The organism is Phreatobacter sp. GW821-FHT04C01 (genome assembly GCF_059420385.1).
On sequence record NZ_JBWKTP010000004.1, the window covers coordinates 384051 to 398509 of the forward strand.

Annotated in this window: 10 protein-coding genes; 4 read left to right on the forward strand and 6 right to left on the reverse strand. The window is 67.9% G+C overall.

Going from position 1 to position 14459, the window contains the following annotated elements; translation table 11 throughout:
- The 3 genes from AC07WJ_RS17695 to phnA are packed head-to-tail and all read right to left on the reverse strand — an operon-like array spanning position 1 to position 4136.
- A complete protein-coding gene (locus AC07WJ_RS17695; RefSeq protein ID WP_494935935.1) occupies positions 1-1545 on the reverse strand; it encodes an ABC transporter substrate-binding protein in 1545 nt (514 codons plus the stop codon).
- 18 nt (positions 1546-1563) lie between these two features.
- Entirely contained in the window at positions 1564-2865 is a 1302-nt protein-coding gene (locus AC07WJ_RS17700) for an alkaline phosphatase family protein (RefSeq protein ID WP_494935936.1), read from the reverse strand.
- Positions 2862-4136 (reverse strand): phosphonoacetate hydrolase, encoded by a 1275-nt coding sequence (gene phnA / locus AC07WJ_RS17705; protein WP_494935937.1) that lies wholly within the window; start codon positions 4134-4136, stop codon positions 2862-2864. The genes AC07WJ_RS17700 and phnA overlap by 4 nt, the downstream gene beginning before the upstream one ends.
- A gap of 170 nt (positions 4137-4306) precedes the next feature.
- Here phnA and AC07WJ_RS17710 point away from each other — a divergent pair, with 170 nt between their 5' ends.
- From AC07WJ_RS17710 to AC07WJ_RS17720, 3 genes are all read left to right on the forward strand, one after another.
- Positions 4307-5185, forward strand: coding sequence for a LysR substrate-binding domain-containing protein (locus tag AC07WJ_RS17710; RefSeq protein WP_494935938.1), 879 nt, complete (start codon positions 4307-4309; stop codon positions 5183-5185).
- A gap of 257 nt (positions 5186-5442) precedes the next feature.
- Entirely contained in the window at positions 5443-6546 is a 1104-nt protein-coding gene (locus AC07WJ_RS17715; RefSeq protein WP_494935939.1) for an NAD(P)/FAD-dependent oxidoreductase, read from the forward strand.
- Positions 6547-6718: 172 nt separating this feature from the next.
- Positions 6719-9544 (forward strand): ATP-dependent Clp protease ATP-binding subunit, encoded by a 2826-nt coding sequence (locus tag AC07WJ_RS17720; RefSeq protein ID WP_494935940.1) that lies wholly within the window; start codon positions 6719-6721, stop codon positions 9542-9544.
- Between the two features lie 318 nt (positions 9545-9862).
- Here the strand turns inward: AC07WJ_RS17720 and AC07WJ_RS17725 are convergent, their stop codons facing one another.
- Positions 9863-11152, reverse strand: coding sequence for a cystathionine gamma-synthase family protein (locus AC07WJ_RS17725; RefSeq protein WP_494935941.1), 1290 nt, complete (start codon positions 11150-11152; stop codon positions 9863-9865).
- 118 nt (positions 11153-11270) lie between these two features.
- Here AC07WJ_RS17725 and AC07WJ_RS17730 point away from each other — a divergent pair, with 118 nt between their 5' ends.
- A complete protein-coding gene (locus AC07WJ_RS17730) occupies positions 11271-11729 on the forward strand; it encodes an Lrp/AsnC family transcriptional regulator (RefSeq protein WP_494935942.1) in 459 nt (152 codons plus the stop codon).
- Here the strand turns inward: AC07WJ_RS17730 and AC07WJ_RS17735 are convergent.
- Positions 11710-13416 (reverse strand): FAD-dependent oxidoreductase, encoded by a 1707-nt coding sequence (locus AC07WJ_RS17735; protein ID WP_494936247.1) that lies wholly within the window; start codon positions 13414-13416, stop codon positions 11710-11712. The genes AC07WJ_RS17730 and AC07WJ_RS17735 overlap by 20 nt on opposite strands.
- Before the next feature lie 10 nt (positions 13417-13426).
- Positions 13427-14413, reverse strand: coding sequence for a Bug family tripartite tricarboxylate transporter substrate binding protein (locus AC07WJ_RS17740; protein ID WP_494935943.1), 987 nt, complete (start codon positions 14411-14413; stop codon positions 13427-13429).
- Positions 14414-14459 lie beyond the last annotated feature (46 nt).

Below are 14459 nucleotides of genomic sequence, written 5' to 3' on the forward strand. Positions count from 1 at the left end.
TCAACCGGCGAGGGTCGCCTGGGCGACCCCGCCGCTGGCCCAATGGCAGGCCCAGGTGAAGCCGGGTTCGTAATGGCCGACCTCCTTGCGCACGGCGATCAGGTCCGGCGCATGGCCGAGAACGACGAAATAGGACTTGTCGGCGATCCGCTTGGTCGCCTCCAGATAGGCGGCCTTGCGCTTGGCCGTATCCGGCTGCTTGACGGCGGCGGTGATCAACTGGTCGAGGGCCGGATCCTGGATGCCGCCCCACAGCACCGGGTTCGGACCGTCGCTCATCAGCCGTACGTAACGCAGGAAGATATCGGCGCGCGGGCCTGATGACATGACGTTCATGTCCCAGTCCCATTGCCCCAGCCGCTTCTGCGCGCCGATGTCGTCGAGCGCCTGGTGGTTCACCTTGAAGCCGAGCTTGCGCACCATCTGCACGACGATCTGGGTATAGGTCGCCTGCCAGGAGACGAATTCGATGGTGTGGTCCTCGGGCTTCACGCCGGCTTCGGCCAGCAGGGCCTTGGCCTTGGCGAGGTCGGGCCGGCGGAACGGATCGGCCTCGTGCAGGGCCTGGTCGAAATAGAGATTGCCGGGCGCCACCAGCTGGTTGGTGACCACGCCTTCGGCGCCGCCGATGAAGTTCATCAGCGCGGCCTTGTCGACGACATGGGCGAGCGCCCGGCGCACGCGCGGGTCGTCGAAGGGCGCGCGCGGCCGGCGATTGTTGAAGCCGAGGAAGAACCAGGCGGTGTCCTTCAGCGTGCGGATCTCGGCGACCCCCGACTTCTTCAGGACCTCGGCGGCGTCACGCTCGACGGAGGCGATGTGCAGGTCGCCGGCGCGCAGCGCCAGGCTCTTGTCGGCGCTGTCGCGCAGATCGAATTCGACCGCTTTGACGACCGGCTGGCCGGCGCGCCAATAGCCGGGAAAGGCGGGAGCGGTGAACTTCACCTTGGGTTGCCAGCTGCCGAAGGTGAAAGGGCCCGTGCCGACCGGCGTCTTGATGGTCTCGTCCCAGCCATCCGATTTCGGCGACAGGATCCAGAGTTCCGACAGGAGATTGAGCAGAGGCGCATAAGGCTCGGTCAAACGCAGGGTGACGCTGTCCGGGCCGTCCGCCTCGACCTTGTCGACCAGCTTCATGGCCGAGACCAGCCAGCCGCCGCGCACCTTGGTCTTGACCCGTTCGATATTGGCGACGACATCGGCCGCCGTGAGCGGGTCGCCATTGTGGAATTTGACGCCGGAGCGGAGCTTGAAACGATAGGTGAGCCCGTCGGGCGAGACCTCGAAGCTCTCGGCCAGGAACGGCTCGACCCCGCCATTGGCGGCGATCGAGGTCAGGGCTTCGACATAACATTGCTGCACGGCGATGCTGCCGGTGTGGCGATGCGGATCGGAGGTGTCGAGGCCGAGCGTGGCATATTTCAGCACGCCGGCCTGGCCGCCGCCTTGGGCGAAGAGGGCGCCGGGCGCAACCGCGAGGCCGAAGCCGAGGCTGGCGGAGCCGGCCAGCAGCCGGCGGCGGGTGAGGGACGAGGAGGCGGACATCTGAAAATCCTTGTCGGGTCAGAGCTCTTGCAGCGGGCGCCCATCGACGCCGCCGGCGGGCAGTCCGAGAAATCGGAGAAAGGTCGGGGCTATATCGACGACCGAGGTGCCGGCCGAGACCACCCGGCCGGCGGCGAAACCGCCTCCGTCGAGCATCAATGTCGGCAATTGCTCGAAGGTGCCGAGCCCGCCATGCTGGCCGCAGCCGAGCCGGTCGGCCTTGCCATCAGCGGGTTTCGCCGCATAGCTCAGGCCCGGAACGCCCTCGTCATTGAGCTCGTCGCTGGCGGCCAGTGCGATGGCGAAGGCAAGTCCGCCGCCGGCGGGCAGCCCGGCTTCGGCCAGCGTCGCGCGGGTGAACAGGCGGCCGACCCAAGGCTGGCCGGCCAGGAAGGTTTCGATGGCCGGGCGCCGGTTTTCGGCCGCCGCGTCGACATAGACGAGGGCGGCGGTGCCATTGGGCGCGACCACCACATCGGTCGAACCGGGCGCCGCCTTGAGGCCGGCGGCGATCAGTTCGGCGTCGATGTCGATCACCGCGCGAACCGTCTGGTGGCCGTGGTCCGAACCGACCGACAAGAGAATGTCCTCGCCTTCGGCGCGGGCGGCGTCGACCGCCGCGATGACCATGGCGGCATGGCTGTCGGCGGCCGCCAATGCCGCGCGATGGGCGGCCGAGCCGAGCGGCACGGCGTGCTGCGAGGTATCGGGTTCGCACAGCCAGAGCAGGCCGAAGGCGGGGCGGCGGCCATGCACCACCTCGGCGATGAAGCGCTCGGTGGCGATGCGATCACCGGCAGCATCGGGCGTCGCGCGCAGGGCCGCGTCGCCCTGGATCGGGCGGCGCCCCGGGCCGAAGGAGCCGGCCCGATGGAAGACATGGCCATGGCCGTCGGGGTCATGCATATAGGCCGCCCCCGGCGAGACATTGTTGAAGATGACGCCGCCGCCGTGCTCGGCGAGCCGCTCGGCCAAGGTCGGCCGCGCCAGGACCGTCCCGGTCAGCCGGCGCTTGGTCTCGACGAATTCCGGCTTGCCGACGTCGTGCAGGCCCAGCTGGCCATCCTCGATCAGGGCGACGGTATTGCCGGCAAGGCCATGTTGCGCCGGCAGGCAGCCGGTGGCGAAGGACGAGGATACGACCCGGGTGACGCTCGGAAACACCGTGCGATGCGCGTCGAACCAGGTGGCGCGGGCGCGCAGCGTCGCAAGCGCCGGCGTTGCGTCCGGCGAGATGAAGTCGCGCCTCAGGCCGTCGAGCATGACGGCGATGACCCGGCGGTGCGGTCGCGTGGAAGGATCGCTGGATTGCGGGCTCATGAGGGCTCCGTTCCGTTCAGGGCGAAGTCGAAAATGTCGTAATTGTAGAGCGGGCTGGTCCGCGCCCGGGCGCGGTAGTCCGGGTCGAGCGGTTGCGACAGCACGAAGGGAACCGGGCGTTCGGCGAGGCTGCCATGGGAGCGCAAGCGGGCGCCGGCGAGCTCGTCGAGGCGGTGTTCGCCCCGGCGCGTGCCGAGCGCCACGCCCTTTTCGGCGACGACCGTGACATCGCCTTCGCGCTCGGGCGGCAGGTCGAAGCGGGCGCAGGCTTCGTCGCGGGTCAGCGCCAGGTGAATGCCGGGTAGGCCGGCGATGAAATCGCGCAAGGGCAGGGGATCGCTGTCGTCGAGCACATGGACGCGGACGAAGCCGCCGAGCGCGCCGTGATGGCGCACGAAGGGATCGGTGATCGGGCAGATCACCTTGAAACGCCCGGCGCCGAAACGCCGGTCGAGGAGGTCGCCGAGATAGACGATGTTCGGACTGCCGTCGGCGAGCGACAGGTCGGTCATGCCATGATCGGCGACGATGCCGACGACGGCGCCCGCCGCGATGAACCGGGCGACGCGCGCATCGACGGCCTGGATGAAGTCGTCCGAAGCCGGCGCGCCGGGCGCGTGGGCGTGCTGGACGAAATCCGACAGCGAGAGATAGAGGAGCTCGGTGCCGCGCTGCGCGAGCAGGCGCAGGCCGGCATCGAGCACGAACAGCGACAGCTCGGGCGAATACTGGTCGGGTACCGGGGAGGAGCCGAGCGCTTCGGCCGCGGTCAGGCCATGGTCTTCGACGGTGCAGGTATCGGCCTTCTCGGCCGAGAAGGCGATACCCGGCAGGCCCGGGCCGGCAAGTCCCGCCGCCAGGACCTTGCGCAGCTTGTCCTTGGCGGTGACCGCGGCGACCTTGACGCCGGCGCCGGCGAGACGCGCCAGGATGGTCTCGGCCCTGAGCGGTCCGGCATCGGTCATCATGACCTCCAGTCCGGTGTCGCGGTCGAACCAGTAATTGCCGGAGACGCCATGGACGCGCGGCGGCGCGCCGCAGACGATCGAGACATTGTTCGGGTTGGTGAAGCTCGGCATGGCCGACAGCGCGCTGGCATAAAAGCCATCGGCCAGCATGCCCGACAAAGCCGGCGTCAGGCCGCGGATCGCGGCATCGGCGAGATAGGCGGGATCGCAGCCGTCATAACAGATCACCACGACCGGGCGGCGCGGCGCCCGGTAGGAGCGACCATTGACCTCGACTCTCGCCTCGCCTTGGGCCACGCTCATGGGGTCCATGCTCCTTCGCCGGCTGCCGATGTCATATGGATGACATGTGCGGCAACTATCATCTTTGGTTTTGTTTGAGTATTGACGCTCAAATACTATGATATTCGATCTTGTTATTGACGAAAAGCGACATTAAATCTGTCGTATGTGAGCTTTTGGCAAGATGAGCGATGCAACATCTTCCGTCGTTCCGGGCGCTGCGGGCGCTCGAGGCCGTGGTGCGCAACGGCAATGTGATGCGGGCGGCCGAGGAGATCGGCGTCACGCCGGGCGCGATCAGCAAACATCTGGGCCAATTGGCGGATGAGCTGGGCGTCGCGCTGTTCGAGCCGGGGCACCGGCTGCGGCCGACCGCCGGCGCCCAGGACCTGGCCCGCGCCGTCGGCCTGGCCATCAGCCATTTGCGGCGGGCCTGCGACGAGGCGTCGGATCCGAAGTCGACGGGCATCCTGACGGTGGTCGCCCATGCGACCTTGTCGATGCACTGGCTGGTGCCGCGGCTGGTGGCGGCCCAGGAGGCGGTCGGCGGACGGCCGATCCGGGTCCATCCCGTGCACAGCACGGATGACTGGCGGCAGGCCCCCTTCGATATCGCCATTCTTCGCCACGACCGCATTCCGCAGGGCTGGCAAAGGCGCGCGCTCGGGCGTGAGCGGCTGACGCTGTTGGCCGCGCCCGAACGGGCCGCAAGGCTCGCGGCCGGCGGGCTGGAGGCGCTGGCCGGCGAGACCTTCCTGGTCTCAGATACGCGGCATGGCGAGCTGCAGGCCTGGCTTGCCGCGGCGGGCCTCGGCCTCGCCGGCGAGCCCCGGGTCTTCGCCCATTTCTATCTGGCGCTGGAAGCGGCGGTTGCGGGCCAGGGCGTGATCGTCGGCCCGACTTGGCTCGACGATGCCGGCTTTCGCCAGGGCCGGCTGGCGCGGCCGTTTCCTTCGGTTGCCGCCGACGGGACCGACCTGGTCGGCGTCTATGATCCCGAGGTCTGCGCCGGTGACATCGCCGATCGCCTGCTTGGCTGGCTCGGCGGGGAACTGACCAAAGCTGCGTGACGGCGCGATCGTCCGGACGCTCCGAAGGATGGCTCGCCAGGCCGGATGAGGGGGCTTCGAAGGCTCCGCCGAAAGGGCTTGCGCGTTCCGCCGACTGGGGCGCGCGACCTGCTTCGCTCGTTCGGGTGGGGGGATCGGCCAGACAAAGCGAAGCGCCATTGCGATCTCGTGCATTGCCGCTAGCGCGGCCGCGATCCTAACCTGCTCCGATCCGGCGCCGTCTCCAGACCCGGTCATTCCCTTCGAACGGAAACATCATGGCCGACATCATCGTCATCGGCGCCGGCGTTCTCGGCACCTCGGTCGCCTATCGTCTCGCCCTGGCGGGAGCCAAGGTCACGGTGGTGGAGGCCACACGGGTCGGCGGCGGAACCTCCGGCATCAGTTTCGCCTGGACCAATTCCTCCAACAAGGCGCCGCGCGCCTATCACGATCTCAACGTGTCAGGCATGAAGGCCCATGCGGCCTTGAAGGACGAGTTCGGGGCGACGCCCTGGTGGCACGGCGGCGGCCGCGTCGAATGGCGGGCGGCGGCCGGCCAGGACGACCAGCGCGCCAAGCTGCGCCGTCTCAGGGAATGGGGCTATGCGGCGGAATGGATCGACGCCAGGCAATTGCTCGAACTCGAACCCGATATCGATCCGGCGGCGGTGGGCGATGCGCCGATCGCCTGGTACCCGGACGATGGCTGGCTCGATCCGGTGGTCTATGCCCATGCGATGATGAGCGCCGCCCGCCGCCTGGGCGCGCGGCTGAGGACGCAGACGAAGGTGGCAGGCCTCATCGTGGAAGGCGGCAAGGTCCGGGGCCTGCGCACCGAGGCGGGCGAGACGCTCGGGGCGGATGTCGTGGTCAATTGCACCGGGCGCTGGTCGAACGACACGATCGGCGGGACCGCGCCCAACCTGCCGCTGGCGCCGACCGTCGGCTTCCTGGTGTTCACGCCGCCGGTCCCGGCTGCGATCCAGCGTGTGGTGGCGACACCGCTCTGCGATTTCCGCCCCGACGGCGCCGGCCGGCTGATGGTGCATTGGGGCCCGGCCGACGCGATGGTGACGCCCGGGATCACCGAGCAGCCGGGAATGGCGCAGGCCGCCGAGATCGTCGAGCGCCTGACCCGGATCCTGCCCGGCATCGCGCCGCTGAAGCCGGAGGTGACCCGCGTCACTCAGCGGCCGATTCCGAAGGACGGCCTGTCCGCCATCGGTCCGGTGCCGTATCTCACCGGCTATTACGTCATGGTCACCCATAGCGGCGCGACGCTCGCGCCGGCCCTTGCGGCGATGGCCGCGGACGAGATCGTCAAGGGCAGGGAACGTCCCGAGCTCGAGAGCTTCCGTCCCGCGCGCTTCTTCGCCTGAGCGGCCGAGGCGCCGGCAATGGCGGGCGGTGGGCGCCAATATTTGTATAAAATCCGGATCTTTTCGCGTCGGCGATTACTTCTGGGTTGCCCGGATAGTGCTTGTCATTCCCACGGTTTGCTCATCTAATTCGTCGTCTTCGTGACCTGCGGCGAGGATGGATGATATGCCTTTGTCCCATTCCCTTTGCGACATCTGCGGCGAGCGGCCGGCAACCGTGCGCATTACCGTCGTCCAGGACGGCGAGAGACGGGCCTTGGATGTCTGCGATTATCACTACGCCCAGCTGACCCGGCACCAGCGCTATGTCTCGCCGCTCGAGGCGCTGTTCGGTGACGGCGTGTTCGGCTTGTCGTCGCAGCCGCAGGAGGAGCCGCAACCGCCCGCGCCGACGCCGCGGCGCGGGTTCGGCGGCGCCGAGCGGGATGCGCGCAACCTGGAGCGCCGGTTCAGCGACAAGGCCAAGGAGCTGCTGCAGCGCGCCGCCGAGAACGCGGTGCAGTCGGGCCGGGGCGAGGTCGATACCGAACATCTGCTCCTGGCCCTGCTCGACAGCAATGTGGTGCTGGCCATTCTCAAGCAGTTCAAGATTTCACCGGCCGAGATCGGCCAGCAGATCGAGCGGCATGCGGCCGCGACGGCGGCGAGACCGCCGCTGAAGCAGAAGGAGGTCGGCGTGTCGCCGCGGGTCAAGCGGGTGCTGGAGCGCGCCTTCATCGCCTCACGCGCCTTCGGCCATTCCTATATCGGCCCGGAGCACCTGCTGCTCGGCCTGGCCGAGGTTCCCGACAGCTTCGCCGGCGATCTCCTGGAAAAATACGGGCTGACCGCCCAGGCGCTCCGTCAGATGACCGACCGGGTGGTGGGCAAGGGCGCTGAGGAAGGCCGGGTCGAAATCCCCACCAATACGCCGCAGCTCGACAAGGTCAGCCGCGACCTGACCATGCTGGCCCAGGAAGGCCGCCTCGATCCGGTGATCGGGCGCTCCAAGGAGGTCGAGACCACCATCGAGGTGCTGGCGCGGCGCAAGAAGAACAATCCGGTGCTGATCGGCGAGCCGGGCGTCGGCAAGACGGCCATTGTCGAGGGGCTGGCGCAGCGCATCGTCCATGGCGACGTGCCGGAGGTGCTGCGCGACAAGCGCCTGGTCGAGCTCAACGTCAATTCGCTGGTCGCCGGCGCGAAATATCGCGGCGAGTTCGAGGAACGCGTCAAGCAGGTGATGGAGGAGGTCGCGGCGCACCAGGACGAGCTCGTCCTGTTCATCGACGAGGTCCATATGATCGTCGGCGCCGGCCAGGGCGGCGGCGAGGGCGGCCTCGACATCGCCAATGTGTTCAAGCCGGCCATGGCGCGCGGCGAGATGAACCTGATCGGCGCCACCACGCTCAGCGAATATCAGAAGCATATCGAGAAGGACGCGGCGCTGGAGCGGCGCTTCCAGCCGGTGCTGGTGTCGGAACCCACCGTCGAGCAGACCGTCAACATCCTGCGCGGGCTGAGGGACAAGCTGGAAGTCCACCACAAGGTGACCATTCAGGATGCGGCGATCCTGGCAGCGGCCGAGCTGTCGCACCGTTATATTTCCGGACGTTTCCTGCCCGACAAGGCGATCGACCTGATCGATCAGGCGGCAGCGCGCGTGCACCTGTCGACGACGTCCAGGCCGGTGGAGATCCAGGAGCTGGAGGCCGAGATCGCCCAGATCCGGCGCGAGCAGGATTATGCCACGACGCGCAAGCGGTTCGACCGGGCCAAGGACCTGGAGCAGGAGGCGGCCGCCAAGACCAAGCTGCTGGCCGAGGCGAACGGCGCCTGGAAGAAGAAGCTCGGCTCGAGCACGGCCGAGGTGACGGTCGACGACGTCGCCGAGATCGTGTCGAAACTCTCGGGCATTCCGGTCACCGAACTGACGGCGCAGGAAAAGGACAAGCTGCTTCGGCTGGAGGAGCGCCTGCATGAGCGCGTCATCGGCCAGAATGTCGCGATCGGCGCGGTCAGCGACGCGATCCGGCTGGCGCGTGCGGGTCTCACCCGCGGCGGCCGGCCGATCGCCACCTTCCTGTTCCTCGGTCCGACCGGGGTGGGCAAGACCGAGCTCGCCAAGGCCCTGGCCCAGGTGGTGTTCGGCGACGAGAACGCCATCGCCCGCATCGACATGAGCGAATATATGGAGCGCCACGCGGTCGCCCGCCTGATCGGCGCGCCTCCGGGCTATGTCGGTTATGACGAGGGCGGTCAATTGACCGAACGGATCCGGCGCAGGCCCTACAGCGTCATCCTGCTCGACGAGATCGAGAAGGCGCATCCGGAGGTCTATAACGTGCTGCTGCAGGTGTTCGATGACGGCCGCCTGACCGATGGCAAGGGCCGGGTCGTCGACTTCACCAATACGCTGATCATCGCGACCAGCAATCTCGGCTCCGAGATCATCACCGGCGGCACCCGCTCGACCATCGGCTTCACCCAGAACAACACCGTGCGCGAAGACATCATGCAGGTGCTGCGCCGGCATTTCCGGCCCGAATTCATCAATCGCATCGACGAGATCATCATTTTCGACGCGCTGAACAAGGAGCAGATCAAGACCATCGTCCGCCTGCAGCTCGACCAGGTCCATCAGGCCGCCCGCGGCCAGGATGTCGAGCTGGTCTTCGCGGAAAGCCTGGTCGATCACCTCGCCGAGGTCGGCTACCAGCCGGAATTCGGCGCCCGCGAGCTGAAGCGGCAGATCCGCCAGCTGATCGAGACCAAGCTCGCCAAGGCGATGCTGAAGGGCGAGATCAAGGAGGGCGACCGGGTCAGCTGCGCCTACCAGGACCGGCAGGTGCAGCTCGCGGTGCTGCCGCCGGCCAAGGCGGCACCGGCCAGGAAGGCCGCGGTGAAACGAGCCGCCGCCAAGGCCGATGGCGCCGGGCAGAAGAAGGCGGCCAAGCCGAAGCCGCCGGCGCGCAAGGCGAAGGCGGGTGGCGGCCGGGCGGCCAAGCCGGTGCGCTGAGCGGGCGATGCAAAGCAGGACGGCTGCCGGAATCTCTCTACGTCACCCCCGGCGAGCGAAGCGAGGGAAGGGGGTCCAGGGGTCGCTAGGCCGCGCTTAAAACGCATGCAACCCGCTATCCGGGTAGCTGCTTCGTAGCGCCCAGGTTGTTGCCCTGCAACCCCTGGATTCCCTTCCCCTCGCTTCGCTCGGCCGGGGATGACGTAGAGCTTCTTTCGGCAGTTGTCCTGCCTGGTGTCACCTGCATGCTCGCTTCGAACTCGCCTCATCCGGGAGCACAGCGCTCATCGAACGAGGGCTTGCCCCAGCGCAAACCTCTCACCCATCCGCCCGGGCCAGCGCCTGGGCAACATCCGCGACGAGGTCGTCGGGGTGCTCGACGCCGATCGACAGGCGGATGGTGGTGTCGAGGATGCCGATGCGCTGGCGCACCGCGAGGGGCACGCCCGAATGGGTCATGGCGGCCGGATGGCTCGCCAGCGACTCGGTGCCGCCGAGGCTCACCGCCAGCTTGAAGATCTCGAGCGCGTTGAGGAAAGCGAAGGCCGCCCGTTCGCCGCCCTTGATGTCGAAGGAGAAGGTCGAGCCGGCGCCCAGGCTCTGGGCGTCGAACACCCGCCGCTCCGGCGTGTCGGGACCGAGGAAGGGCAGGTAGAGCACCTTGTCGACCTTGGGGTGGTCGCGCAGGAATTCCGCGACCACGCGGGCATTGGCATTGGCCCGCTCCATGCGCAGGCTGAGGGTTTCCAGCGAGCGGCCGAGCATCCAGCAGGAATGAGCGTCGAGCTGCGTGCCGATGGCGCCGCGCAGCGCCTTGATCGGCTTGGTCATCGCGTGGCTGCCGAGCGCGGCTCCGGCGATCAGGTCGGAATGGCCGCCGACATATTTGGTCAGCGAATAGAGCGACACGTCGGCGCCGTGGTCGAGCGGACGCTGGAACACCGGGCCGAGCAAAGTGTTGTCGCAGGCGATCACCGGCCTGTGGCCCTGGCGCGCAGCGATCTCGTCGGCAATGCGGCCCATCAGCGCGATGTCGATGACGCTGTTGATCGGGTTGGACGGCGTCTCGATCAGGATGACCGAGACGCGGCCCTTGGCGAGCGCCTCATCCGCCGCCGCGCGCACCAGCGCCTCGTCGACGCCGTCGGAGAAACCGACCGAGGCAATGCCGAGATTGGCGAAGGTGCGCGACAGCAGGGTCTCGGTGCCGCCATAGAGCGGCTGGGAATGCAGGATCACGTCGCCGGGCTTGGCGAAGGCGAGCAGCGTCGTGGCGATGGCCGACATGCCCGAGGAGAACAGGATGCAGGCCTCGGCGCCCTCATAGACCGCCAGGCGGTCCTCGACGATCTCGCTGTTGGGATGGTTGAAGCGGGAATAGACGAGGCCGGCGCCGGTGCCCTTGGGCGGCTCGCGGCGGCCCGAGACGAAATCGAAGAAGTCGCGGCCCTCCTCGGCGGATTTGAACACGAAGGTCGAGGTCAGGAAGACCGGCGGCTTGACCGCGCCTTCCGACAGCTGCGGATCGAAACCGTAGCTGAGCATGAGGGTTTCGGGATGGAGGCGATGATTGCCGACATGGGTCTTGGACGGTCTCGGTGCGGTCACGGCGATCCTCGCGGTTGATTGGTCCGGCGCAATCCTATCAAATCATGGCGACCGATCCTTGCGACTTTCAAGCCTGCGGAGCTCCCCGGGCGCAACTCATTGCCAAAGACAAAGGATTATGCAGCAGAAAATTGCCGACGAGATCGACCGCCGCATCCTGCGCGAATTGCAGGCCAATGCCCGCATCACCAATAACGAACTGGCCGAGCGCGTCGGCCTGTCGCCGTCGCCCTGCCCCAGGCGCCTGCGCCGGCTCGAAGAGACGGGCGTGATCCGTGGTTATACCGCGCGGGTCGATCCGGCCGCCCATGGCTGGTCCATGGCGGCGATCGCCACGATCCGGCTCAGCCGCCAGAACGAGGACGAGATCGTGATGTTCGAGGCGGCGGTGCGCGGCTGGGACGAGGTGCTGGAATGCCACCTCGTCACCGGCTCGCGCGACTATGTGCTGAAGGTGATGACCGGTGGCCTCGACCAGTATGAGCGCTTCATCAAGGAGAAGATCGCCCGGCTGAAATGCGTCGCTTCGATCGAGACGAGCTTCGTGATGAACACGATCAAGGAGCGCAGGGTTTAGGGAGCGAGCTGTGCCCCCGAAGCTGATCGATCAGCCCCAGCGGATCGCTCGGCAAGCCATATCCGCGCCAGGCGACATGCTGGTCCGGGCGCGACAGGATGAGCTTTCGCCCGTCGGCCTCGGGCATGCCCCGCGGATCGAGATCGATCAGCCGCAAGGGCAGGGCGCGGGCGGCTGCGGCGCGCATCAGTCCGTCCACCTCGAGCGCCGGATTGAGGCGGAGCAAGGTGTAGTCCGGTCCCATCGCGTCATAGAGCGAGCGGCCGTCGCCGAGCCAGAGATGCGGTGTGCGGCAGCCGGGCACGGTGGAGGGCGTGAAGCTGCCCATGGCATAGCCGGGCTGGGGCGTGCCGTCATAGGCGATGATCGGCGACTGGTCGTAATAGGAGCCGAAATTCAGGCCGGCGCAGCAATATTGCTGGACGTTGAGGTCATAGGTCGCCTGGCCGAGCGTCGCGCGGGCGGCGGCGCCCGCCGCGTCGTCCATCTCGATATTGTCGGGCACGCCGCTGCGGTTGCGGATTTCCTTCTGGGCATGGTCCATGGCGAAACGCGACACCTGGGTGGTGATCGGCAGCCGCTCGCGTTCATAGGCGCCGAGGATATCGGCCGGCGCCCAGCCGGCCAGATGCGCCGCCAGGAGCCAGGCGAGGCTCGCGGCGTCGGCGATGCCGGCATTCATGCCATAGCCGGCATAGGGCACCCAGATATGGGCGGCATCGCCGGCGATGAACAGGCGCCGGTCGCGGAACCGGTCGGCGACCAGCCGGCGGCCGATCCAGTCTTCCCGCGAGATGATCTCGTAGCCGAAATCGGCACCGACGCCGAGAATGGTGCGGATCGCCCAGTCGCGATCGACCGCCTCGAAATCGGTCTCGTCGGGTTTCAGGTAGTTGTGCACGAGCCAGGTCTCGCGCCCGTCAATGGCGTAGACATTGCCCGTTCGGCGCGGGTTGAGCGCAAACGTCGCCCAGGCGCTGTCATGTTGTTGCAGACGGATCAGATCGGGCGCGCGGATGAAGGTCGATTGCACGCGCTGGATCACGGCATCGCCGGCAAAGGATGCGCCGATCGCCTTGCGCACCAGCGACCGGCCGCCGTCGCAGCCGGCAAGATAGGCAGCGGTGATCCGGATGGTCCCGCCGGTGTCGAGATCCTCGGCGGTGGCGGTGACACCCTCGTCGTCCTGGCCGACGCCCCAGACGGCGGCCCGGTTGATGATCGTGATGCGTGGCATGGCCGCGGCATGGGCGAACAGGATCGGCTCCAGGAAGATCTGGTTGATCCGGTGCGGCGGCTCCGGTGTCGGCCACCAGCCGTCGGGCCCGTCCTTGCTGACATAGCGGTCGCGGCGGCAGGGAATGGGGATGCGGGTGATTTCCTTCCCGGTAAAGGCGGTGCGGTAGCTCACGTCGTTGGCATAGTCGGCGGGCAGGCCGGCCTCGCGCAGCGCCGCGGCGACGCCGAGCCGCCGGAAGATCTCCATCGAGCGGGCCGAGACGTGGTTGCATTTCGGTTCGGGGCGGGCGCCGCGCGGCCGCTGCTCGACAACCGTCACGTCGACGCCGCGGCTGGCGAGATCGATCGCCAAGGTCAGGCCGACCGGGCCGGCACCGACCACCAGCACACCCGTCTCGATGGTCTCGGTCATTGCTGATCTTCCCTGCAGTGTGCGGCCATCATCGATGCCCGGTGCCTCATTCGACCTTGGCGCCGGAACTGCGGACCACCACGCCCCAGCGGGCGATCTCCGACTTGATATAGGCGACCAGTTGCTCGGACGAGCCGCCGAGCGGTTCCAGGCCGATCTGGATCAGCTTGTCGCGATTGGCCGGCGTCGCCAGGAAACTTGCGATTTCGGCATGCAGCCGCGCGACGACGTCGCTCGGGGTCCTGGCCGGCACCACCACCGCCTGCCAGGCGACGGCCTCGTAGCCGGGATAGCCGGCTTCCGCGACGGTCGGAATGTCGGGGGCCGCAGCCACACGCCGGGGCGCCGAGACGGCCAGCGCCTGCAGCTTGCCGGCGGCGATCAGCGGCAAGGCCGGGGCCATGTCCATGAACATGAAGGGAATATGGCCGCCGATCACGTCGTTCATGGCGACCACGCTGCCGCGATAGGCGACATGGCGCACCTCGATGCCGGCCGCGGTCTTCAAGAGTTCGGCGGCGAGGTGGTGCGGCGTGCCGTTGCCGGCCGAGCCATAGACCAGTTCGCCGGGCTTCGCCTTGGCCAATGCGACGAGATCGGCCAGGGTCTTGATGCCGAGCGCCGGGTTGACGATCAGGATCAGCGGCACGCCGGCGACCAGCGATACCGGCGCGAAATCGCCGACGGGATCGTAGGGCAGGCGCTGGAACAGGCTGGCATTGATGGCGAGCGTCGTGCTGGTCGCCATCAGCAAGGTATGGCCGTCGGGTTCGGCGCGCGCCGCGAGGCCGGCGCCAATGGTCGAGCCGGCCCCTGGCCGGTTGTCGATGACCACGGGCTGCCCGAGCCGGTCTTTCAGGTGCTCGGCCAGGAAGCGCGCGAGAATGTCGGTGGTGCCGCCGGCGGGGTAGGGCACGATGAAGCTGATCGGCCGCTGCGGATAGGCGGTCTGGGCCGCTGCGGCGATCGAAAACGAGGCCCAAGCCAGCAGGACGAGGGCGAAGCGGGCGGCGCTGGCGGCAAGAGGGGTCATCGGGCATTCCTCCCTGGATGCGCCTCGGCCTCCTGGCTGGGCCTTG

Bases quoted from the DNA above. Each gene is read 5' to 3' on its own strand.
- AC07WJ_RS17695 (WP_494935935.1), bottom strand. From the start codon at position 1,545: ATGTCCGCCTCCTCGTCCCTCACCCGCCGCCGGCTGCTGGCCGGCTCC.
- AC07WJ_RS17700 (WP_494935936.1), bottom strand. From the start codon at position 2,865: ATGAGCCCGCAATCCAGCGATCCTTCCACGCGACCGCACCGCCGGGTC.
- phnA (WP_494935937.1), bottom strand. From the start codon at position 4,136: ATGAGCGTGGCCCAAGGCGAGGCGAGAGTCGAGGTCAATGGTCGCTCC.
- AC07WJ_RS17710 (WP_494935938.1), top strand. From the start codon at position 4,307: ATGCAACATCTTCCGTCGTTCCGGGCGCTGCGGGCGCTCGAGGCCGTG.
- AC07WJ_RS17715 (WP_494935939.1), top strand. From the start codon at position 5,443: ATGGCCGACATCATCGTCATCGGCGCCGGCGTTCTCGGCACCTCGGTC.
- AC07WJ_RS17730 (WP_494935942.1), top strand. From the start codon at position 11,271: ATGCAGCAGAAAATTGCCGACGAGATCGACCGCCGCATCCTGCGCGAA.
- AC07WJ_RS17740 (WP_494935943.1), bottom strand. From the start codon at position 14,413: ATGACCCCTCTTGCCGCCAGCGCCGCCCGCTTCGCCCTCGTCCTGCTG.